This window comes from Paenibacillus sp. J45TS6 (assembly GCF_018403285.1).
Classification (GTDB): domain Bacteria; phylum Bacillota; class Bacilli; order Paenibacillales; family Paenibacillaceae; genus Paenibacillus.
Map to the genome: position 1 here is coordinate 111,773 of NZ_BOSJ01000013.1, position 22,168 is coordinate 133,940.

Sequence of the window (22,168 nt, forward strand, 5' to 3'; positions counted from 1 at the left end):
ACATGCTATAGCAGCAGTTTTCTCCCGAAAGAATTACGCTGTCCCACTGTTAAACCCTTTGGTATCAAGCAATTTTAGTTTGATCCGGCCTTCCCTCAGTAATATCTAAAAGGTTTAATTTGATAATTATAATCGATATCGATTATAATTGTACTCAATATCGGGTAAAATTATCATTTGGAGGTGTTTCATTTTGTCAATTATTGAAAGTACACAGGAGAAAATTGTAGAGCTAGAGCGGGCTTTAGAGCAATTTTCACTAATTAAAGACACGTTGCCCTTAGATGTAAGATTTACCACTCAAAGACTTATAGATAATCAGCTTAATGAATTAAAATATCGACTTGAAAAACTAACATTCTTACGATCGGATAAAAAGTGTACTGTTTGTGATCATTGGATACGTGAAAATGAAGATCCCATACACTTGTTTTACCAATACAATAACTCTGTCGAGCCAGCAAATGTTACTGTTTGTCCTTCTTGCATTGGTGCCATGAAAAAAGTAATGACAACAAATGAAGCGGAGAAGCTGTGGGGACTAATACCAGGAACAATTAAACAAGATCGCAGGCTTGGTAATCTTCAGGAATTTGAAGAGGTAGGTTTGGTATATCATACGGGTCGTTACATCAAAATTCATGAGATCGTTATGAGGAGTTATTACGAGCCTAAAATACAAGAACGTCAAAGGAAAGAAAAACGTAAAATTAAAGATAGCCAAAAATCTTCTAAATAGGTAAATCTCTAAATCCCTGAAAGAAATAATAGTTCCACTGTTCATTAATTAGTTAGTTTTGTCAGGCCAGATGTGGGCATAGCTGCCTTCTGTAAATGATGTTGAGAAAAAGACAATTCAGATGTTACCTGTAGGTGAAATATATACAATAGGTGGAGTTTCTGTGGGAGAAGATAAACGATATGAGATACATAAGGTTACTGACCGGGAGTATAAGGTAAGTGTATTTGAATTGATGATTCGCTTATATGTTGATTATGTTGAAAGCCCGGAAGAAGTCCTCCGTATTATTGAAACAAATTGAATTAGTGAGTCATCTAAATAATGGATATAGATAACATAATATATCTAGATAATATGCTGCCTCGAATCCATAAACTATTGATAGTGAATACATTACCATTAAAAATCATTCCCGCAAGGATGTATTTTTAATGTATCTGATTTCTCAGTAAGGAGTTCCATCCTTCGGTAAAACCCATCGATTTTGTGTCCACTTCATCTTCCAAGCAGTTATCAAAATTTCTATAGTCCACATTAGGATAATATTCACGGTTATCTTTTTAGTCTTCTCTTTTCTTGATGTTTTTGAAGAGCTGGTTATACTGGGTTCAAAATGATATTTCTATGTAATCGATTATCTCCATAAGGAGATGACAAAGTTGGTATCTAAATACGTAATGATTATAAATTTTCATGAGATTGTAATTTAAAGAAATATCATTTTGTTTAAAAAGTGAGACAGTAAATCTGTGATAGTTAGTTCTTTGGAGGATGGCTGATCATCAATAATGAGATCTATATCAATGAGTAGATCTAGTCACGAAAAGTAATTATTTTTTTATATTTTTTTAGTATTCCTTCCTCTTTCAACAATAAAAAAGCTTCACATAAAATGTCTCGTCCTGTTCCATTTGCCGAAGCAACGTGCGAGCAGACTTACTTATATTATGTTGGAAGATGTCCTACAACATTTATCTGAATTGAAAAAGATATGTAAAATCTCGAGTTATTAGCCCTAATAAAACTCGTGAAATTTAAAAAGCAAGGGCAACTAGGCGCCCTTGCTTTTTGTTTTCGTTTTTTTTCGTACTTTGAGATTATTTCTATGAGCAAAATCTATAATTTCCTTAGATAATTGTTTGGCTTTTTCTTCATTCATCTTTATCTTCATTCTGCACTCTCCCACAAGCTTTTTACATATAGTATCTCCCTTTATATCTGGATATATACTGGCGTTCTAAAGGTCCCCTACCGCTGCATACAATACATTAACTTAGCAACATATCTACAGTGTTGCAGAGATAATGGAGAAAAGAGGAGATAAAATGTTTAAAGGGGAGACGATGAGAAAGGTTAGATCAGATAAAAAAAGAGCAATCGCTGCTCCAATTAGTTTGAGTGCATATGAGATTTTTTCAAAGCTTAGCTATGTCTGTGATGCTCCAATCAAACTCATTGGAGAGTTTATCATTATAGAAGGATATAAATCTGCGTCTCTTATTGATGAACTGCAGCCATACTTCAAAAGAGATCTTCAGTATGAGAACAGATACATATTTGGAAACTCAGAGCGGGAATCATTTAAAATGAAACTCAATTCTAAGAAACGTCTATATATGAGGTTCCTGGATCGGGACCATGAAAAGATGGCTTCTTTGGCTTATAGCTTAGATAGTTCCATCCAAGTGGCAGCATCTTTAATTTTGACAAAAGTTATTTATAGAGCAGATCTGATGTATCCTATTATGTCCAGGCTTATAAGAAATATACTGAGTGAAAAAGATGAGGCAAAACTTCGAGCAATTACTAAACATCTTAATTCGGTTAGTTCATCTGATCATATAACGATGACTGCGGTGCTTTCCTATTTATTAGAAAAGGGGATAAGGGAACAAAAGCGCATTATAAACATCTTGGAGGAAATAGATCGTTAATAGGGATCTGTGAAGGATCTAGTTGGGTTAATGACACATGTAAGGATCAGGAAGGGGAGCTCTCGATATATGAGGTGTGATGTAAATTTACTTTAACACGTACGTTTACGTATACGTAAACGTACGTGTTAAAAATTACAATCAGTAATTCCCGCTATATAGGAGTTGAATCGGGGTAGATGAATTTAAAAATTTTATAGCGGGTGCTCCTGGATTACTGGGAGGCCTTTATTTGTCCTATGGTTGTAGCTTGGTTTTAACCAAGGCGAGTTCAAAGGAAGTTTCTGAATCCTGATGGGCATCTGCTTCTGAAAATGGTCGGCTGATGGAAGAATAGAGCATCTGTACAAGGTGCTTTACGTTTCTGTCCCTCGTTTTATACCCCGCTACCAGAGAAGTCAAGACTGCCTCCTGTCCGCTCCGCTTTTGGCTTCGCTCCCATCAAGCAGTCAAGCATAAGAGAGCATAATGATTCCGCTTTGGTTTTATCATCATGAAAGGTGCCAAGTGATGGCACCAGTTCTTAAAAAAATTAAAGTAGCTGCCTTAGTAAGTTAAATAAGTCTAATAATTCGTAAAGTGCGCTAGCATAATCTACTAGGAAAGCAAAACGCTTGGATTCCAAATAAAACATCAACAATCTACTTTGCATTTGATCTTTAATTCTTTTTGTCATGTTGGTCACTCCCTTAAGGTAATGACCAACGTAAATCAATCTCTTCAAAAAAAAGATAATCAGCGAACATTTAGTTAAAAAACCTGCGAATTTAGAAAAGAGGGTGACTGTACTCCATTCTCCTCGGACAACCTAAACACCAAGAATTACAATATCAACTCCTATATAAATGAGCCTTCTGAGGATCTACCTAACTAGATGGCGAAATTTTTTATAAGGTAAGATATTTTTTAGACAATCATCAAAAGTATTTTTTCGATCTCCTAAGTATGAGTAAAGTGGATGGTGAGTGGAAAATCCGAATAGTCGATGAAGAGGAAATGCTAAGGAATGCGAATCCAGATGAAGCGATCATTGTCCACAAAAGCGATAGCGGGGAGTGATCGGAATGAAACGCTGGCTTCGATATGGCATGCTTGTTTTTATCTTTTTTGTGAGCTGTACACTGCCAATAGCAGACGCAGCCGATCCGGATAAAATTTTTAGCAATAATATTTCGTCAAATCTATTTAATACTGACCACGAAGTAACCAGCGATGGATCTCCAGCCTATTACCAAATTGATGTTACTTCAAAAACAGAAGACGGAGATGAAGAAGAGAACGTTTTTTCCCAAGCATTTTCAACGGTTGGCAGCTGGATATCAGGGGATGCAGTTAAGGATTCAATCATGGCACAGTTTTATGAAGCCATGAACTTTATGGTCAATATCTTATTTAAAATGAACTTATACATGACCAATGCCATGTTAACCGTTCGGTGATTATGCATTTGATTTTGATGTAGTAAATACGCTAATTGAACGTATTGAGGGAGTCATGCAAAGTTTAACAGGCATTTCCTCGATGAGTTTTAGTAGTTTGGGACTGTATGGAAAGTTAATTGGAATCATTGGAATTTCTATTGGCTTACTATTTGCTTATCAGTATTTATTCAGAAACGCACAAATTGAAGCCGTCGGAAACTTGGTGAAGACATTTCTAATTTTGGTGGTTACGCTGTTGTTCTTTAGTAACTATGCTACGGTGCTGAAGGGAGCTAATTCTCTAACGACCGAAGCTTCGGCCATTATCATGGGAGCGGGTTCGGGTCTTAGTGAAGACGGTACAACAAGTGGAAGGCAAAGCATGGGAAACAATATGTGGGATCTATTTGTACATCGTCCCTATTTATATATGCAATATGGCACAGATAAGGAAAGTGAGGTAGGAGTAAGCCGGGTTGATGAATTATTGAGCAAGCCTCCAGGACAGGATAGGCAGGACTATGTAGAACAGCAAGAAGTGAGTAAATTAGGCAATGGGATGATGACTTACGTACAAGTACCAGAGCGCTTAGTTTTTACTGGACTGTATACCGTAGTTAATGGAATTACTTCCCTTCCGATATTCGCTCTAGCGCTACTTATCATTGTTCTGCAGTTTTGGTTCTTGGCCGTGGCCGCACTCGCACCATTTTATTTACTCATTGCGGCATTCCCGGCGGGTGGCGGTGTATTCCGTAGGTATATGGAAGAACTGGCCTTGCCGCTTATTCTTAAACTGGGTGTATCGTTTATAGCGCTGATCGTATTCACGATGTCTGAGATCGTATATCAGGAAGGGAACACCGATAGCATCGGATACATTGCCGTTGCCATCATCGAGTTTGTTATCCTGGTGCTTATCTTTTTGATTCGTAATCGCTTAATTAGAATATTATTTGCTGGCAACCAGGTTGCACGTCAACTAGCGATAGAAGCGTCACAGCTCGATCGCCGGATGAATGGGGCTAGATATAAAGCGACTCGCGGAGCTGCTCAAGTAGCAGGAATGATGGCGGGTGGACCAGCGGGGGGAGCTGCGGCTGTAGCGGCCGTAGATAGTATGGAAAATGGTAGAGATCATAGCTCCGCGGCGGCACTAGAAAATGAACGCCTGGATGCTACAGATAATAAAGTTGCTTCCAGTACGCTTACAGATAACAGTTTTGAGGATATTCCTCCGCTACAATCAGAAAGTTTAGGAGATCCACCACCACTAGGAGCTAGTGGAAGCGGGATGAGCGCCAGTATGATAGCAGGAGTAATGGCTGGGTCTACTGGAGATTCGAGAGCAGAAGTAGCTGCCACAAGCTCCGTCAGAGATAGGGATACAGGTACTGCACCGCAAACAGTATCTCTAAACGATACGAAAGGAAAAACTAGCGCTACGGGAGACTTAGCGAGATCGCGTAGCACAACGAGCGGACAATTTCCTGAAAACGTTACACCGTTATACGGAAATTTAGGTGTAGCAGGGGATACAGGTTATGAGGACGCTACTACTAGACCTAATCATTATTTCGCGGGTGATGGTAGTTTAAGAAATCAATCGGAGTCCTTAACCGGTGGACAAGGATCTTCAGATCGTCAAGACTATTCAGGTTATGATGCTTCCTTGTTTTCATCTATGCCGATGGAGGATCAAGCTATAGACTCGCGGCCACCTCATAGCACAGCTAACAGCGGACAAGCACCACAGACCGTACCTCTGAGTGTCATTCCTAACAAAGAACATCTACATTCAGAACAAAGCCAAGGGAGTAATCAAAGAAGACAGCAACAGGAGAATTTCCGAACATCCAGGGGGATAGAGTCACTTGGAAGTGGATTTCAAAATCGTCAAACAGGACACCTAGAGCATACCACACCTATACGATCAGGGCAGCAGGAGAACCGTGTACAAAGTATACCGCTACATTCTTCAGGTACTCAGCAGGAGAGATTCCGAACCCGAACATCTAAGAGGGGAGAATCACTTGGAAGCAGGGGAGTAGATCGTCAAGCTGAAAATCATGAGGAATCCACACCAATACGATCTGGGAAACAGGAGAACCGTGTACAGAGTATACCGCTAGATCCTCGTAATAGAGGGAGCGATGAGTCATGAAGGAACGAGTAATGAAATGGCTTGGGACGATCATTGCTTTAGGTATGATCGCTTTGCTTATTGGGTCAATCATTGAAGGAAATCGGATTGAACAAGAAAAGGCTGCTGAAGAGAAGCAGCAGCCTGTCACCGAGGAGAAGCAAACTGTTCGCAAGTATTCCCCAAATGAGGAAGCGAAAGCGGAGAAGTATGCTGAAGAGGTGACTGCTCCAACAGAAGAAATGCAGACGGAGGTCCAAAAGGTTATTCCGGAGTTTCTGAAGGTATACGTACCGTTCAACATTGAGAACCCAGATGACTTTTTGAAGAAATCTCTACCTTATGTAACTGATAACTTGTATAAGGCATTAGAACAGGAGCAGCGCCGGGGAACCCTAACGATTGTTAAAACGAAGGTGCTTAGTGTAGAGCTGGAACCACAGAAAGAGGGACTGGAGGAACAGTGGTGGAATGCAGATATTGAGGTAGAGCATACCGATCAGGACAGCCAAACGAGTACAAGTACGTTAGCTTATATCATTAAGGTCAACATGATTGATGGTAAATGGAAGATTGATGATTTAGCTGTACGTTCAAGGGCGTGGAATTCATGAAGAAATTCACTATACTTGGCGGTTTGGCCTTCATTCCTATACTTTTTGTTGGTGCCCTATTAGTGCTTATGTTAATGGTCATGATGTTCAGCAGCTCCGATTCTGAAGGTAATTATGGAGGCGGTGGCTGGGGGAGCGGAATCATATCTGCTTTGGGTGAATCTGAAATCCCAGCAGAGTATATTCCAATCTATCAGGCGGCCGCAGAAAAATATGGAGTTCCTTGGAACCTCTTAGCGGCAGTACACCGAATTGAAACTAGGTTCTCTACGTTAGATCCTATGATTTCGTCCGTTGGGGCAGAGGGGCATTTACAATTTATGCCTTGTACTTTTATTGGATGGGGGCATAGCTCATGTAGTGGTTCAGGGGCTGGAAACTTCAGCGATGAGGAAAAAACTAGTTTGGAGTTAATCTCTAAGTACGGGGGATATGGCGTAGATGCAAACGGTGATGGAAAAGCAGATATGTGGGATTTAGAAGATGCAGTCTTTTCCGCAGCCAATTACTTGGGAAAGAGCGGAGCGGCTTCTGGTAACATTGAAAAAGCACTATATCAATACAATCACAGCCAGGAATATGTATCAGAAGTAATGAAATACGCTACGCTTTACGTGACAGAAGGATACGATGCTATTATAATTCCGCAACCGGGTAAGGCTGGATTTAGTCGTCCGGTCAACGGCCAAGTTACATCCGGATTTGGCCCACGTACCCATCCCGTTACGGGCGAAGTAGGAAAACCACATGAAGGCGTAGATTTTGCTTGTTCGCATGGACAACCGATACCCGCATCTAAAGCCGGAAAGGTTATTATGGCTGGCTGGCAAGATGCGAGTAATCCAAGTGAAGGTTACGGTCAGTATGTACGTGTGGACCATGGGGGTGGCTATGTTACTACCTATGCGCATCTGTCTTCCATTAAAGCTCGTGCTGGGGATCAAGTATCTGCAGGAACCGTGCTTGGTGGATGTGGGTCAACTGGCAGTAGCACCGGGAACCATCTACACTTTGAAATCATTATCAATGGTGTAAAGGTAAATCCTTTGCTGTTTGTAGGGGAAGTATATTCCGCAATCCGATAATGAGCGCGCCATCCATTGTATGTATCCTACCCATTAGTATAAAAGAATTAAAATTAACAGCAGCCTTTTCTGGCTGCTGTTTTCACTAACATGCTGGTAATAGAAATTAATGCACTTCTTCAGCAAGGGAAAGCCAAAAATATTCCCCTATACCAATAAGAATTTCTTCCTTACTATCGTCACTAATAGTCGCTACATGTTTAACAGCTTTTATTTAAAACAGGTTGTACAAGTCTTATTCTGGCGATGGAATCGAATGCAAGATTATATCTTTCTTGATAAAGCTCTACATATTGTCACAAGTTCATCCGGAACAGTCCATATTTCCCCGAAATAAAACTAAAGTAGACTTTGTTGTATTAGTTTATGAATTGACACCTAGAGCCCCCTTCTTAACTGCTCATGCGACTTAAATTCAAGGCTATAGTTTCCATATACTCTTGATCGAAGCCACGGTGCCTATCTTTAACGGAGAGTCGCTTAACCGTAGCTTCTTTTCCCGGCTTTGTTCGTTCGTTTAAACACTCCATTTGTTTGAATCATTGGCAAAACCTCCCCTATGAGCTTTCCGTCTCTTTCCTTCTCGGTTACCAATACCTTTAACATTGGTGGTATGGAGTATACAAAGTCAAGCATCTGTCGAAATGTCTTAGCCGGTTTATTGGTAAAAGACGAGTGTTTTAACAGTGATGGTAACCGTGCGTGTAAATATACTGTTTCAGGAGATATCGTTTACAGTCTTGACGAAATTGAAAAAGATATTGCTGATTAAGTGATTAATGAATTCTCAACTAAGAAACCGGAACCGACGAATTATCCAATAGAATCATATACTGTCGATTCGAAAGGCCCGTGCCCATCTAACAAAAACTAATTCAGTACCTTTTTTTTGTGGGTATGTTTAAAGTGTATGTATTATGTATTCGTAGTAGTAAAGATCTTCATGATTTATGTTATTGATTACGGTGTATGAAACCTACGATTTTGGAATTTTGTATATAGCCAATAATATTAAGGAAGTAGTATTAGTATTTCAAGCTTCATGGAGACAAAGACACGACTGATTCGTAAATATCAAGTAACTACTATGGGTACAACATTAACTGGTTTGATTTTGGAGCTCATTTGTCCGACTTTAACTTTTATATAAAATAATCCACATCTTAATCTTTATTTTAATTCTTGCTTATGAGGATATTTATTATTTGATAAATTTCCTATCATTAAGAATACTAATCAGAGAATCAATCGAACACTCTCATTTTTTTAAATCTGAAAATATAGCCACAAGTATATTTTTTCTTCAGCGGAACATAATATCTAGTAGTTATTGTGAAATATAGAAATGTGTAACAATTAATTTTTATAAAAATGGAGGGTTTTGTTAATATGAAAAAAAATATCCTTAGTGCGTTGATTTTAGCTTTGTTAGTACAACTTTCCTTAGTATCATTTAGCTTTGCACTAGCAAATCCCAAAAATCTGTCTGCTGTAGAATTCTATAACAAAATAGATCATTCTGTTTTTAGTGAATACCAAAATGCTTCATTAAATCTTAAGGAGTATATACAAATTAAAGATTTAGTAAAAATTACTGACAAGATAGATAATAATACAAAAGACAAGTATGAACGAGTATTCAAAGAATATGCAGCTCATAATTCGAAAGAATGGGATAATAATAAGTATGTGTATGTATTTATTAGTTTTAAAGATGAACCGAAATATACGAGTTCAAAATATGCAATATTTGACGCCACAACTTATCAGTTAATGTCATCTGGTAAAGATTGGGGTCTTAAGGAATAATACTTTCGATAAACAAGATGACTTTAAATTGAAGTCATCTTGTTTATCGTTTTCTAAGAGTTTATAAGTTATTCTATTTTAAGATATGCCAAAGGATATACAGTTATTGGTATATGAAATACTTTATTAGCAAGAAGCAATGCCTAACTGGTACTAAATAGTTGGAATACTAGGAATGTGTAATCACTTACTTGAAATTAGTTATTAAATCGGTAGAAAAAGCCAAAACTCTATTTTTTATACGAAGCAAACGGTTTACTACATAAACAACCATTAGGCATTTGGATTTAATCCTGTCAGGTAAGTACATTGAAGTATATCCTCTCGCTAAAGTAAAGAGTTATTAACCCAAAAATATTTCCTCTCTTAAAACTGTAACATAACACATAATATTACAATTAATGTCAAAATAAAAGGTAGATTTGTGAAGTGACACATGATAGTATAAATTTACAAATCTTTTATTTTATGGAGGTGATTTCATGAGAAAAATATTGCTTACTTTTTTTGTTTTGTACTTGGCGGTTGTTACCCCTGCAAGTGCTGCGACGGGACCAATTAATACTACAGGGTCAAGTTGTGGATTTGGTATTACAACTGTGAGTGGGCAAAAATATATCTATGCTTTTGCGGGAACGTACCTTAATACAAGTGATAAATATCGTAAAGTTTTTGTCGCTGTGAATTTATCTGAAAACGGATCAGTAGTTAAGTATGCTGAAGATACTAAAGAAAACGATAATTATGCATATACAACCACAGGGAATTATCTTTACAATAGTTCCCGTACCTATACTTGTGGATCAATACATAAAGTATATGAAGGAGATCAAATTTATAATCATACTGTGGCAAGCAGAACTTATCCTATAACAAACTAATAACCTGGAATTGCACATACCTTGAACTGAGATACTTATCCTCATTTTTAAAGTACAAATAAACATTAAACTTACAAAAAAGAAACGAACAGGCACTGCTCGTTTCTTTTTTGTGCTTTATACAAGATTTTCTTTTTTAACGTATCATGTGTACATAAAAGCTGCCGATCGCGAAAACCGGCTGCTCTTTCAGAGTAGGAACTTGATTATTTTTTATTACCTGTTCAATTTCATCTATTGAGTCTCATCTATTCATCTAATTATAAACAATAAATCAATTAAGCCCCATATTTATACTAATTGTTATATATTCTATTTTTGAGTCTCTACCGTCCATAAAGGTACACCATTATAGACGCTCAGCAAAGTAGTGTAATTCAGTCTATATATCACGACATATAAACCTTTATGAACGTATATAAACTAATTGTTGTTTATATACATCTAGGGTTATAATGAAGGCAACAAGAGATATAGATTGGTGGTTTGGATACAATGGGAATTAATTTTGGGTACACTCGTGTGTCAACTAAAGAACAACACCTGGACAGACAGTATGAAGCATTGAAGCCATATGTAACGAATGATAAATACATATATAGTGATAAGGCTTCAGGTAAGGATATGGATCGTGAAGGTTTCCAAAATATGCTGATGGCTATGCGTAAAGGCGATACACTCTATATTAAGTCTGTAGATCGTTTAGGAAGAAACAAGGAACAGATCAAACAATACCTACAATACTTTAAAGATGAAGGTATTCGTGTAAAGATTATTGACTTACCGACGACTATGCAGGATGTTCCCGAAGGCCAAGAATGGGTTATCGATATGATAAACAACATTATAATCGAGGTTTATACATCCATTGCACAGCAGGAACGTGAGACTCTTCTACAACGTCAAGCTGAAGGTATTGCGGTTGCTAAAGCTAAAGGTAAACATTTGGGAAGACCTAAGTTAGAACTACCTGAAGAGTGGGGTAAACTGTATAAGCAGTGGAAGGCAGGAAAGATTACAGCCGTAGCATTTATGGATATGGTCGATATGAAGAAGCCGACCTTTTATAAAAAGGTGAAGGAGTACGAAGCCACTTTGTAGGTATGCAGCCATCAACAGTAGGGAATTAAATTCTAAGTTTTCCAACCTAAGGTTTATTTTTATCAATATACAACTAAAACTGATCTTATACGTCCGTTTAAAACGATTTTTATTTTCATTTATGGGTAACTGGTCACAAAAATGCTTCTAAAACGGTCCAAGTTTTACTATGTAAAAATTACCGTCATTTTGGATCCTTCAAAAGGCTAGCACTAACAGCTGGCTTTTTTTTGTGTTGAAATAAGAACATACGTTCGCTTATAATTACTTGTATGAAGAAGCTGAAAGGATGGATACTATGCTCGATGATTCCGAACGCAAGATACACCGGATACTACACAACTACTCCGTTGGACGAGGGCGGTTACCATCTATGCAAGAATTGATGATTAAAACCGGAAAGTCTGAAAAAGACATTACTGAAACGCTAATTAGCCTGGAAGATAAGCTTTTTATTATTTGGGATAATAAGCGACAAGTCGAATCGGTTAAATTACTTCAAGGTTGGGAACAGCAGCTTAGAAGCGAACCGTTTAAACCTTTAGACAATCTAGATTACTGGACCAAGTATTAGGAGGCAGAAGTGTGTCAAAAAAACTTAGCAATAACGGTTTATATGAGTCTTCACGTATGATGCTTCCGGAACACCGAGAAGCGTACAATGAATATATGTCTAAAACTGATCTGAAATTAAAACCGATCATCGATGAGCAGGAATGGCAAATGATTGGGGCTGCACTTTCAGAGTCGTTATGTGGCCATGTTAAAGTAACTCTGACGTTGTATGCTCCACACGAATTTAAAGAGTTGACAGGTCTCGTTTCTGTAATCAACACGTACCGTAAGGAAATAAAAATCCATTATGACGATGACTGGGAATGGATTTCGTTCGATAGAATTGTATCGGCCCGTAGATGAATTTAGGAATAACATATATGAATAAATCAAGGTGTTCCTGGTTATTGGGAGGCACTTGGCAATTAAATGAGAAGCGTGTTAAAAGAGTAGTGTGGCACTTTTTTAGAAGTACAATAACAGGAAAGATAGGTGGAAGTAAACCACTATTGAAATATCTAAGAGAGAATAAAATTAAAATACAATATCATTATTATTTTTAGTTTATAAGGAGTTGAATTTTTGTTGGATTATCCATTAATGCATCCACCATTTGAGATAAAAGATTTTAAGGAGATGACGAGAAAAGAAGCTAGGGTTCATTTTAATTGGTATGTAAATGAAATACCGATTCGAATCGAACTCTTAAAAAAAGCATATGAATTTACAAGTAATGGATCAGAAACAGATCTCGATTATTCTCCGGAATCCTTAATTCCTTTATGGGAATGGTTTGTTAATGATATAGCTGAAGTGGTGAACCTGTCGAAGGAAGAAATAGAAAAAAAATTATCTGAAACACCTGAATGGATACACTCTTATATTAAAAGAAACAAATTGAGTGTTTCTAGCCAAGGAGTTGCACTGGATATAGGATTATACCTGGCCGAGACCCTTAAAAAAAATATAGATTCATTATATTGGGATTTTAAGTCAACTTCAAAAACGTATATTTTTTGTAATAAACCTATACTAAGGCATCCCACTGTAAAATGGTATGATTTTGAACCTGCTCATATGGTTTTTAACTTGCTTTATAATTTATTAGATGGTAATAGGGATATAAAAGCTTTATATGAATTATATACAATTAATCAAAAATATTTTATTTAAAGGAAAAAGTAAACGATCAAGCAGTTCTGTTTAAAAAGCGCTGCTTGATTTGATATATTAGTTCCATTCAGTTACTATATCCATTAAGTAAAAATGGATACAATTAATTATGATAAAAATAAATGAGGGATTGGAATGGATAAAAAAGAATTTGAAGCTGTTATTCAATTACCTTCAAATATTCGTTATGAATATTTTATTAAAAAAATAGCCGATAATGAAGAAGTTTGGGCTCTCTATGATAATGGTTGGGCTTTAACGTCAGACGATAACGGGAATCTATTATTTCCTTTCTGGCCAAAAAGAGAGTTTGCAGAAGCATGTGCGATTAAGGAATGGGAATTATATAAGAGTGAATCGATAGTTTTATATGAATTTATAGATGATTTATTACCACACTTGAAAGAGGAAGGTATAAAACCTTCTATATTCTTTAATAATGATGACTCTGCAGTATTAGAAGTCGATGTCTTAATTAAAGATATTTATACAGAGCTAGAAAACTATTAGTCTAGATAGAAGTTTTAAAGACACCGATCATTAAGTTATGATCGGTGTCTTTAAATTTGTAATAGTAAGCTATTTCTTGGATCTATACGGAATAGGTAAAAGTTCTGTATTTGATACTTATATAATATGTAAGAAAAATTTTAAACATAACCTTTTTATGAAACTTTATCAATGCTTCCAAGTTTCTCTTTTAGTTGAAGCTAGAAGATATACAACAACGCTCGTCATCTTCTCTATACAAAAGATGACGAGTTGTGTTAAAATAAATGTAGCAAACCCTGATTCTACCGTTTGCTAAGCGCAAATAAACTTGTCATCTTCTATAGAAGCGAAATGAAGGAGCCGAAATAGTCAACGGTGATCGAATCGAAGAATGGTTGTAAGTAAATATTACCAATACATAAGGAGAGTGAATTGAAATGTATTTTGTAACAGATGAACATAAAAATAATTTTGAGATGCTTGTTGAATTTTATAAAGCCGAACAAGATTCGGAGTACAAATCAGCTTGTTATGTATTAGCACTTCCGGAAATTTATAATAAGGTCAACGGGAAATTTGGTGAACGACCGTTTGATTGGATGTATAAGTTTGAAGAAAAAGAAATAGTAGAAGAAGATTTTTGGACTAAAGAAAAAAGGGTAGTTATTGATCGTATTTATGAACTTGATGAGAATGGAGAAGAGTTGGAATCCCAAGCTTATGGTTACCTCTCTAGTGGATATCGTAAGATCGTTCAACTAGCTCAAAATTTGTTTAACAGTTCTAATGAGTTCAACTTATGTGATGCGCTAGGTACTTGGGGGGATGATCTTTTTCAAGTATATCAACAAGCTGTTCTACTCCGGACAAAACGTCAAGAATCATAATAATAAGACAAATTTGACTTGGATAAGGAGTAAAATGCACATGTCTACTATGTTCGGATTATTTGAAAATCATCTACGTAAGTCAGGAGTATCCGAGCGGACCATATTAAATTATTTATCTACGTGGAACAAGTTTGAGAATTGGATTAAAGGAACTGATCCGGATCTGTCTGATGCCGGGACAGCCACACAAAAAGATATAGCGGATTACAAACGGTATATGCTGCTTTCCGGAGGAAGAGGAGGGCAGCCTGCCAAGCCGAGCACGATGCAACTTACGTTTGTTCATTTAAATGCGATTTTTCGTTTTTTTGCCGATCAGGGACTTATCCAAGATAATCCGGTGGGTCCAATTAAAAAACCGCCGGCAGCTAGACGGTCGCCAAAGTGGCTTACTCGAAATGAACAGAATGCATTACTGAGGGAGGTGCGCGGGCAAAATAGCAAACGGGATTATGCAATTGTGCTTCTCATGCTTCGGGCGGGCCTTCGAGTTCATGAACTCTGTGATCTTCAGAAAAAAGAGGTAATAATGAGTGTAAGGTCCGGCAGCGCATATGTTCGAGGAAAGGGAGATAAAGACCGGGAAGTACCGCTAAACAATGAAGTTCGTTCTGCATTGCAGAGTTACTTTGATGATCGAGATGATACGAGTCCGTATGTTTTTGTTTCACAGAGATCGAAGCAATTATCTGTTCGCGGTGTACAGCATATGATTGAGAATTATAGAAGCCGTACAAGAATTGATCACTTGACTTGTCATGCCTTAAGGCATACTTTTGGTCACGATTTGATTAGTGCTGGTAATGACTTGCAGCAAGTGGCTATGTTAATGGGACACTTTAAGAAAGATGGGACACCTAATATTCAGATGACAATGATCTATACGACACCTGGTATGGAGGATTTAACGTCTGCTGTGGAGTCAATTAGCTGGACGTGAAAGGAAGAAATGGGTCAATATAAGAAGGACTGACCAACATCATTTATCCTCCTCTGTATATCGACTTTTAACAGAGAACCTTGGATATTATTTCAAGGTTCTATTTATAGCGGGAATATAGAGTAGAAAAACTATAGTATCGGTTCTTTTTATTTTCATGTGGCTTTTGACGTTAAAAATATGGCTTTTCAGGTTAGGATTGTGAGATATCAGAAATCATTAATCCCAAAATATAAAAACAGAAAAAGGGATTCTAATAGGAGACATTCGCTCGATATTTCGGATGATTTTTCCACTAAGCTAACCGGCAGATTAGCGTGAAGAAACGTACGAAACTTTATCTCGATGAATAATAAGTTTTGCTCAGGTAACCTTAATAAAAACATGGATCTTTTATTAAGGAGGAACAAGAGTGTTTAACTACATAGTACTCGTATTAATGGTGATGATAAACGTATCAGGACATAACGAATGGGTGAACATTGATCAAACTGAAGAGAAAGTTATCAAGTCATATGAAAATCGGAATGGACTAAAAATAACTCTTCCTACGTTTCTTCCGTACAATATAAAAAAAACTGAAACAAAAGATATCAATAAAGAACAAATAGAAGTCCGATATTATGGATTTGAGGCAGGAGATCAAATATTATTAAGCATTAGTAAAGAGAATAAAAAATTTGATCGTATTAAGCATTATGATGGAGCTTCCTATGCAAAGAAATTATTCTTAAAAGGAGAAGTTCCAGCTATTTTGTTAACTAGAGATTATAAAAGCTTAACTTTTGTTGACTCAGGAATACAGTATATAATTACTGATTTTACAGGAAGGCCACTTGATGATCAGGAAATCCAGAAGATAGCGGATTCAATGTTATAATTTAAAAATGTTGTTACTCTAACTGTAAAACTTTCACGTAATCATTTATCTATTGCTAAAAAATATGAAATGTGGACATATGACAAACTTTTTGAAAATGGCACAGTCACTCATCCAGATGGCTGCGTAATCCATCGACTATCTGGCTGGGATATACCTTATTTTGCCCAACATTACGGATTAGCGTCAAGATTTCTCGATTGGACTACAAGTTTAGACTCAGCCTTGTTTTTTGCTTGTCAGGCTGCTGATCAGGATAGTAAAGACGATCCCTGCTTAAGGTTGTTAGATCCAGCTAAATTCAACAAATATAGTATAAATGGAAATTATGCGGTCTCTCCGGATGGTGATTACATGGAATATTTAAAACAATATGTATCCTTTCATCAAATGCAAAGCCCCGTTGCAATTAGCCCCGGTTACGTTTCAGCAAGTAATGAAAGACTTCAACTACAAAACGGTCTCTTTATTTTTTCAAGTAACATTATAGATATAATTAAATATGTTAAAAACGCAGGTAACAAGCAGAAAATAATGCACAAAATAGTGATTCCAAAAGCAGTTGCAAAAGACATATTAAAACATAATCCAATATCAGCAAGTACATTAGGATTAGATGATGATCATCTCGCCAACGAATACTCCTTCAATAGATTTAGTTTGACACACAGTTAAAAATCACTGACAAACAGCCCATTTCTCAATCTAATGGCTGTTTTTTTCGCTTTCTTTTTATCGCATACATTTCTTATCAGTTATCCATATCTATATATTTTGCATATGTACATATAAGATCATTAATATGTCCAGAACGTCCCCAACTATGTTTACAATTCATTTATTCATCACCTCTAAGACCTTGACAGGAATCGAACCTGCCTATACCATGAAGGCCATAATAAAATTGCAGTGATCTTACCTGCATTCCCCGCGTAGCGCTTTTGACGATAATAACCTAGCTTAAACTTCACTAGACGTCTACGGCACAAAGCATTCCTTTAGCGCTACCGAGTCCTGCAATGATCGGGTTAGCAGGGACAACCCGGGTGATTAACCCTATGTCCCTACTTTATTATAATTACAATTTCAAACTAATATCTTTTATTTTAGTTTGAAAATTCAAAAACCACCAAACATATAAGTCGGTGGTTTTTGAAGAAATATAAATTCAATAACTAAGATTATTAATTTTTTTAATGAATTCACTTTTTTTCTCGATTGAATATTCCTTAGGTATCGCATCTAGTAATCTATCTATAGATTTCTTTATATCTGCGATTTTCTCTTCTCCATTATTGTATAATGCATACTGAGATAACAATCTAAAATTCGCTTCATCAATATCCTCAATTATCAAAGTGATCCTACTAGCGATTAAATCTGTTGCAGACATAGAATTATTGAACTTGTCTAGTGATTTTTCAGCTAGATTCAATCTTTTGTCTGCATTTATTAAAGAGTTCATTATTTCGTTAGATGTAGTTTGTTTACCTGCTTGGTCGAGGTAGTATACATACCTCTCAAGACGGTTTATAAACCTACTGTATTCTAATGAATCACCCACAATTTTATCCTTATTTATGAGGTAGCTATTATATAATAGAACTCCAATAATTACATTGAGAATTAATGAAATTACCAAAACAACCTTGATACTAGAAGTTCTTCTCATCATAAATTTTCCTCACTTTGAGTTAACAGTATGTTCAACATAGGCAGTGTTTGTCCAACCATATAAAGTGACTGGAGCCGCATTACCAGCAACCATGACTACAGAATATTTAACCTTGGCTTGAGGAACAACAATTATGTTTTGATAATTTTTAGGCATATCATATATGAATTTAACTGTAACGCCTCTTTCAAGTCCCCCCCCTTTCCTTGTTTTATAATCAGCTTCTTTATAAGAAATTGAAATAGGTAAGTCGGCTTTTGAAGAATCAGGAAGCAAGAATTGCACTGTTTGGACAGTACCCCCACTTCCTGTAAGATTAGTCCCTTTTTTAACATTAATGTTATTTAGAACCATTTGAAAAGGAGTATAAACAGCTGAGGTTATCGGATACTTATATGCTAGAACATTAACTAGGGAACTTAAAGACCCTTCAAGGTAAGGATTAACTTTATGCTCAGTTAATTCCTCTTTTGGATCAGTTGAGTATATATCAAAAGGAATACCTAAATTTTGAACCCTAAATTTAACATCTATTTGATTAACTTTAGCATCTGAATATGATAAACCGCTATAAATATTGTTTATAGTACTGAGTCTAGACCATGCTGTAATTGATTCATAGCCTATACCACGCTCAGGTTGATAGAGTGCTTTGGCACTCATAACTACAGTACTATCGGCAGTCTTATTAGAATTATCATTACTTGAGCCTTTCATATATAAATTAGCGTAGGAGCTTCCTTTATAATAATAGTCAAACCCTGGCAATATTGTTTCAGCAGCGTATACCTTCTCACTAGATGATATCAACGTTGAAGAAAATAAAAATGAAGCTGCTAACATACTTAATATTAATTTTTTTCTCATTCTTTTAGCCCCCTGCATATTCCGTTGTAATATCTGCAATCTCTTCGGTTAAGAAACTAGTGTCACCAAAAATTAAATACGAGATTCCTTCACCAAAGTTACCAAGAGTTAAGGAGAAGTATCTTTGTCCAGTCTCCACAATTGAGCCAAGACCGATTATTATTTCCTCTGTTTCTTCATTTTCTTTTGTCATAATTGCATCTAGTGGACCGAATACGTATGTATCCCCTGATTTTAGCTTAACTTTGGATATAGTAGACCCAATCAGTTCAATTTTGTTCTTCACTCCATCCATTTCTAATGATCCGCTACCATTGACCTTATAAAAATCACCTGTAGGTGTTAGATCTATATTTAAAGATAAGCTCTTCTTACTTTGAGCGTTCCTTTTTTCATTAGAAAAACTGAATTCTTGAATACCAGCCTTTTCTTCAATAACTTGTTCCTCTTCTTGTGTTTTGAGCTCGATTGGTAAAACATCTGAATAATTTTCAGTAACATTCATACTAATATTACCGCCATTATCCATTTTAAATTCTTTATCCTGACTATACCCAGTATTAACCATCAATACTAATCCAGCTATTAGACCAAGGCTTATTAATGCTCCTAATGTTTTTTTTCTTTTCATTATTCATTTCCCCCATTTAATATAACTAGTAATAATTTTCAAGAATCAGTAATGGGCCCCTTACTTTTCATTGGATTATTACCAAAGAGTACCTATAATACATATAGTTAATTAATAAGTCAATCCATATATTGGTTTTAATATTAATATAATTGAATCAATTTCATAATGCATTGACTTAAAGAATTGCAGACTACTCCAATGCAATCGTAATACATTTTAAATTTTATGAGGCTTTCGCTCTTTATTGTTTGTTCACACGATCCACGACTAGCTTCATGCTGTTGTAAACTAGTGTTGCGAGGATAAAGTGCAGCCTCGCTTTTGCTCCTGTTCGGTGTCTTAGGTTATTTAATTGAAAGAACTCTTTCAGGTATGCATTTACTCGTTCAACTGCGGATCTTCTCTTTGCGATTTGCTTCCATGAAACAACCGCGATTGGTTAAAGCTAGACAAGATAATAATTAATCATCATTTCGTATCTTCCCTAATAAAACGAAAAAACGTTAGTTGAAAACAGCAGGGAGCAGTTTGCCAGTTGGCAGCTGCTCCCTTTTAGTCATGCAAACCGGCAGGTATTTTTGTTATCATTAAACAAAATGGAGGGGATGAACGTTCATAAGAAAAAGTATTTTATTCTAATGCCACCAATGTTAATAATTGGGCTATTTTCATTCTGCTTTCTTCCAGTAAATCAGAGACAGTATGTGTTTTTAGCACCTATTGTATTTTGGTTGATATATTACACTTGGATATTTATTGAAAGAAAACAAAAGAAAAAATTATAATTGGGATAAATTCTCTTATGATAAAGATTGGAGGGGAAATCAATTGAGCGGAATAATAATGTTTATCGTTTATTTGTTGGTAGGCGGATTAATTATAAAAGTAGGTGTAGATAATTCTAAAGGTACTCAATATTCAAAAGAAATATTAAAGGAATTGCGTGAGATCAAAGAACTTATGATGAAAGATAAGAACGAATAATCCTAAACTGTTACGCTAACGGAAAAACAACAATACAAATAAATTGGGGTGCGTTTGTTGGGTTTAGATATTATGTTATGTGATTCAAATGGTAATGAAACTGACTATGTAGAGATATCGTATGAGTTGCATACTCAAATTTTCTATAATATTAACAAGGAACTCTGGGGTAAAACGAAATATGTTCGAAATTTAAAACATTATTATTTAGCGAAAGGTAATTTTAAAGGGTCTGAGGTTGAAGAATTTATTCAAGAATTGAATACTCTAGTCCCTTTCCTTGACAAAAGATATCTCAACTAATCAATATAATTAAAAAAATAAAACATCTTCTTCCTTACAACATTATAATTGCAGGTGACTAATAAGATCTGCTTTTTAAAGATCTTCGTCAGTTAATTCATTCAAGACCTAGGACAAGCTGAGGAGTATCAATTAAAGAACAGCTCAGTTAAATAAAGATCAGATGTTATTGGAAGTCGAAAAGCATTTCGGCTTTCAATGATACCGGAGTGATTATTTTACATCAATTGTCATTTGTTACACTAACGATAAAACGATAGCTGAACACAGCAGGGAGCAGTTTGCCAGTTGGCAACTGCTCCCTTTAAAGTAAGCAACGATCAATAGAGTGTTGCTTTTTCTCTTAGCTACTTTTGACAGATTAATTCAACTTTTTAATCACTAAAAGCGTTATATCTAAGGGACATAGCTATTGTGTAGGAAGAACAAATGAACATAAGCATGGAGGATAGTTATGGAGACAAAAGAAGGAAATTTCTCGAATGATAACACAATGGAATCTATTCAAAAATTAACTGAACAAGATGCGAAGACTTTCTTGAACCTTATATATGCTATTTTGAAAGATAACGAGATTCCAAGCGAAAAATTAATTTCACAAGTATTATCTGTTTACGAGAAAAAAATACCGCGATTGGTTAAAGCTAGACAAGATAATAATTAATCATCATTTTTATCTTCCCTAATAAAACGAAAAAACGTTTGTTGAAAACAGCAGGGAGCAGTTTGCCATTTGGCAACTGCTCCCTTTTATTAGGACAGCCTATGTGTTTCTTGTTTTTTAACTGAGTTTTAGATGTAAATTTTTGCATTGTGATTGGAGGTTATTATCCTATATAGTTAATGCTTCAATCCTGCCTAGCGAAACCATAAATAACAACATTCAGGATTATCAGGCACATATGATCGTTTAAGATTCTACAAAATCCATCGGATATTTCTTATGCTTAATTAGCTATATGAGGAGGTGAAATTTATGAGAGAAAAAATAAATTCATGGTCTTTCTTTCTTTCAATAATTTGTTTAGTTTCGTATTTAGCAATG

At 36.0% G+C, this 22,168-nt stretch carries 22 protein-coding genes and 2 pseudogenes; 20 read left to right on the forward strand and 4 right to left on the reverse strand.

Annotation, left to right across the window (positions count from 1 at the left end; translation table 11 throughout):
• Nucleotides 1-193: 193 nt before the first annotated feature.
• From KJS58_RS18105 to KJS58_RS18190, 18 genes and pseudogenes are all read left to right on the forward strand, one after another.
• On the forward strand, nt 194-739 hold the full coding sequence (locus KJS58_RS18105; RefSeq protein WP_213534554.1) for a hypothetical protein: 546 nt from the start codon (nt 194-196) through the stop codon (nt 737-739).
• A gap of 163 nt (nt 740-902) precedes the next feature.
• Nucleotides 903-1,043 carry a hypothetical protein gene (locus KJS58_RS18110; RefSeq protein ID WP_249717601.1) on the forward strand — a complete coding sequence of 47 codons (141 nt, stop codon included), beginning with the start codon at nt 903-905 and terminating at the stop codon, nt 1,041-1,043.
• 1,042 nt (nt 1,044-2,085) lie between these two features.
• Nucleotides 2,086-2,676, forward strand: a complete 591-nt coding sequence (locus KJS58_RS18115; RefSeq protein WP_213534558.1) for a hypothetical protein — start codon at nt 2,086-2,088, stop codon at nt 2,674-2,676.
• Between the two features lie 1,064 nt (nt 2,677-3,740).
• Nucleotides 3,741-4,115: a hypothetical protein gene (locus KJS58_RS18120; protein ID WP_213534559.1), complete on the forward strand. Its 375-nt coding sequence runs from the start codon at nt 3,741-3,743 to the stop codon at nt 4,113-4,115.
• A 10-nt stretch (nt 4,116-4,125) separates the two neighbouring features.
• Nucleotides 4,126-6,261 (forward strand): annotated as a pseudogene (locus KJS58_RS18125) (CD3337/EF1877 family mobilome membrane protein); the annotation flags it as partial.
• Entirely contained in the window at nt 6,258-6,854 is a 597-nt protein-coding gene (locus KJS58_RS18130; RefSeq protein ID WP_213534563.1) for a hypothetical protein, read from the forward strand. The pseudogene KJS58_RS18125 and the gene KJS58_RS18130, both read left to right, overlap by 4 nt.
• Nucleotides 6,851-7,939, forward strand: a complete 1,089-nt coding sequence (locus KJS58_RS25735) for a peptidoglycan DD-metalloendopeptidase family protein (RefSeq protein ID WP_213534565.1) — start codon at nt 6,851-6,853, stop codon at nt 7,937-7,939. The genes KJS58_RS18130 and KJS58_RS25735 overlap by 4 nt, the downstream gene beginning before the upstream one ends.
• Nucleotides 7,940-9,328: 1,389 nt before the next feature.
• Complete coding sequence (locus tag KJS58_RS18140) at nt 9,329-9,748, forward strand: hypothetical protein (RefSeq protein ID WP_213534566.1); 420 nt, start codon at nt 9,329-9,331, stop codon at nt 9,746-9,748.
• A 482-nt stretch (nt 9,749-10,230) separates the two neighbouring features.
• A complete protein-coding gene (locus KJS58_RS18145) occupies nt 10,231-10,629 on the forward strand; it encodes a hypothetical protein (protein ID WP_213534568.1) in 399 nt (132 codons plus the stop codon).
• A gap of 495 nt (nt 10,630-11,124) precedes the next feature.
• Complete coding sequence (locus KJS58_RS18150) at nt 11,125-11,730, forward strand: recombinase family protein (protein WP_213534569.1); 606 nt, start codon at nt 11,125-11,127, stop codon at nt 11,728-11,730.
• A gap of 373 nt (nt 11,731-12,103) precedes the next feature.
• Nucleotides 12,104-12,304, forward strand: a complete 201-nt coding sequence (locus KJS58_RS18155) for a hypothetical protein (RefSeq protein WP_213534577.1) — start codon at nt 12,104-12,106, stop codon at nt 12,302-12,304.
• 11 nt (nt 12,305-12,315) lie between these two features.
• The gene (locus tag KJS58_RS18160; protein WP_249717604.1) at nt 12,316-12,648 is read left to right on the forward strand and encodes a YolD-like family protein; all 333 of its coding nucleotides are present in this window, start codon (nt 12,316-12,318) and stop codon (nt 12,646-12,648) included.
• A gap of 222 nt (nt 12,649-12,870) precedes the next feature.
• The gene (locus KJS58_RS18165; protein WP_213534579.1) at nt 12,871-13,458 is read left to right on the forward strand and encodes a hypothetical protein; all 588 of its coding nucleotides are present in this window, start codon (nt 12,871-12,873) and stop codon (nt 13,456-13,458) included.
• 135 nt (nt 13,459-13,593) lie between these two features.
• Entirely contained in the window at nt 13,594-13,968 is a 375-nt protein-coding gene (locus KJS58_RS18170) for a DUF2750 domain-containing protein (RefSeq protein ID WP_213534580.1), read from the forward strand.
• Between the two features lie 419 nt (nt 13,969-14,387).
• The gene (locus tag KJS58_RS18175) at nt 14,388-14,837 is read left to right on the forward strand and encodes a DUF2538 family protein (protein ID WP_191805219.1); all 450 of its coding nucleotides are present in this window, start codon (nt 14,388-14,390) and stop codon (nt 14,835-14,837) included.
• A gap of 40 nt (nt 14,838-14,877) precedes the next feature.
• A complete protein-coding gene (locus KJS58_RS18180; protein ID WP_191805221.1) occupies nt 14,878-15,780 on the forward strand; it encodes a tyrosine-type recombinase/integrase in 903 nt (300 codons plus the stop codon).
• Nucleotides 15,781-16,192: 412 nt separating this feature from the next.
• Nucleotides 16,193-16,660 (forward strand): DUF4367 domain-containing protein, encoded by a 468-nt coding sequence (locus KJS58_RS18185; protein WP_213534582.1) that lies wholly within the window; start codon nt 16,193-16,195, stop codon nt 16,658-16,660.
• A gap of 69 nt (nt 16,661-16,729) precedes the next feature.
• Nucleotides 16,730-17,335: an FRG domain-containing protein gene (locus tag KJS58_RS18190; RefSeq protein WP_191805270.1), complete on the forward strand. Its 606-nt coding sequence runs from the start codon at nt 16,730-16,732 to the stop codon at nt 17,333-17,335.
• Nucleotides 17,336-17,828: 493 nt separating this feature from the next.
• Here KJS58_RS18190 and KJS58_RS18195 read toward each other — a convergent pair whose 3' ends face one another.
• The 4 genes and pseudogenes from KJS58_RS18195 to KJS58_RS18210 all read right to left on the reverse strand — a co-directional run.
• The gene (locus tag KJS58_RS18195) at nt 17,829-18,335 is read right to left on the reverse strand and encodes a hypothetical protein (protein ID WP_191805272.1); all 507 of its coding nucleotides are present in this window, start codon (nt 18,333-18,335) and stop codon (nt 17,829-17,831) included.
• A 9-nt stretch (nt 18,336-18,344) separates the two neighbouring features.
• Complete coding sequence (locus KJS58_RS18200; RefSeq protein WP_191805274.1) at nt 18,345-19,202, reverse strand: hypothetical protein; 858 nt, start codon at nt 19,200-19,202, stop codon at nt 18,345-18,347.
• 4 nt (nt 19,203-19,206) lie between these two features.
• The gene (locus KJS58_RS18205; RefSeq protein ID WP_191805276.1) at nt 19,207-19,833 is read right to left on the reverse strand and encodes a hypothetical protein; all 627 of its coding nucleotides are present in this window, start codon (nt 19,831-19,833) and stop codon (nt 19,207-19,209) included.
• A gap of 244 nt (nt 19,834-20,077) precedes the next feature.
• Nucleotides 20,078-20,260 (reverse strand): annotated as a pseudogene (locus KJS58_RS18210) (transposase); the annotation flags it as partial.
• Between the two features lie 332 nt (nt 20,261-20,592).
• Between KJS58_RS18210 and KJS58_RS18215 the strand changes: the two are divergent.
• Entirely contained in the window at nt 20,593-20,820 is a 228-nt protein-coding gene (locus tag KJS58_RS18215) for a DUF5453 family protein (protein WP_213534600.1), read from the forward strand.
• A 757-nt stretch (nt 20,821-21,577) separates the two neighbouring features.
• Nucleotides 21,578-21,787, forward strand: a complete 210-nt coding sequence (locus KJS58_RS18220) for a hypothetical protein (protein WP_213534584.1) — start codon at nt 21,578-21,580, stop codon at nt 21,785-21,787.
• The last annotated feature ends 381 nt before the right edge of the window (nt 21,788-22,168 follow it).

Coding starts and splice junctions, on each gene's coding strand:
- KJS58_RS18115 (WP_213534558.1), top strand. CDS start 2,086: ATGAGAAAGGTTAGATCAGATAAAAAAAGAGCAATCGCTGCTCCAATT.
- KJS58_RS18120 (WP_213534559.1), top strand. CDS start 3,741: ATGAAACGCTGGCTTCGATATGGCATGCTTGTTTTTATCTTTTTTGTG.
- KJS58_RS18130 (WP_213534563.1), top strand. CDS start 6,258: ATGAAGGAACGAGTAATGAAATGGCTTGGGACGATCATTGCTTTAGGT.
- KJS58_RS25735 (WP_213534565.1), top strand. CDS start 6,851: ATGAAGAAATTCACTATACTTGGCGGTTTGGCCTTCATTCCTATACTT.
- KJS58_RS18140 (WP_213534566.1), top strand. CDS start 9,329: ATGAAAAAAAATATCCTTAGTGCGTTGATTTTAGCTTTGTTAGTACAA.
- KJS58_RS18145 (WP_213534568.1), top strand. CDS start 10,231: ATGAGAAAAATATTGCTTACTTTTTTTGTTTTGTACTTGGCGGTTGTT.
- KJS58_RS18150 (WP_213534569.1), top strand. CDS start 11,125: ATGGGAATTAATTTTGGGTACACTCGTGTGTCAACTAAAGAACAACAC.
- KJS58_RS18155 (WP_213534577.1), top strand. CDS start 12,104: ATGCAAGAATTGATGATTAAAACCGGAAAGTCTGAAAAAGACATTACT.
- KJS58_RS18170 (WP_213534580.1), top strand. CDS start 13,594: ATGGATAAAAAAGAATTTGAAGCTGTTATTCAATTACCTTCAAATATT.
- KJS58_RS18175 (WP_191805219.1), top strand. CDS start 14,388: ATGTATTTTGTAACAGATGAACATAAAAATAATTTTGAGATGCTTGTT.
- KJS58_RS18180 (WP_191805221.1), top strand. CDS start 14,878: ATGTCTACTATGTTCGGATTATTTGAAAATCATCTACGTAAGTCAGGA.
- KJS58_RS18190 (WP_191805270.1), top strand. CDS start 16,730: ATGTGGACATATGACAAACTTTTTGAAAATGGCACAGTCACTCATCCA.
- KJS58_RS18195 (WP_191805272.1), bottom strand. CDS start 18,335: ATGATGAGAAGAACTTCTAGTATCAAGGTTGTTTTGGTAATTTCATTA.
- KJS58_RS18200 (WP_191805274.1), bottom strand. CDS start 19,202: ATGAGAAAAAAATTAATATTAAGTATGTTAGCAGCTTCATTTTTATTT.
- KJS58_RS18205 (WP_191805276.1), bottom strand. CDS start 19,833: ATGAAAAGAAAAAAAACATTAGGAGCATTAATAAGCCTTGGTCTAATA.
- KJS58_RS18220 (WP_213534584.1), top strand. CDS start 21,578: ATGGAGACAAAAGAAGGAAATTTCTCGAATGATAACACAATGGAATCT.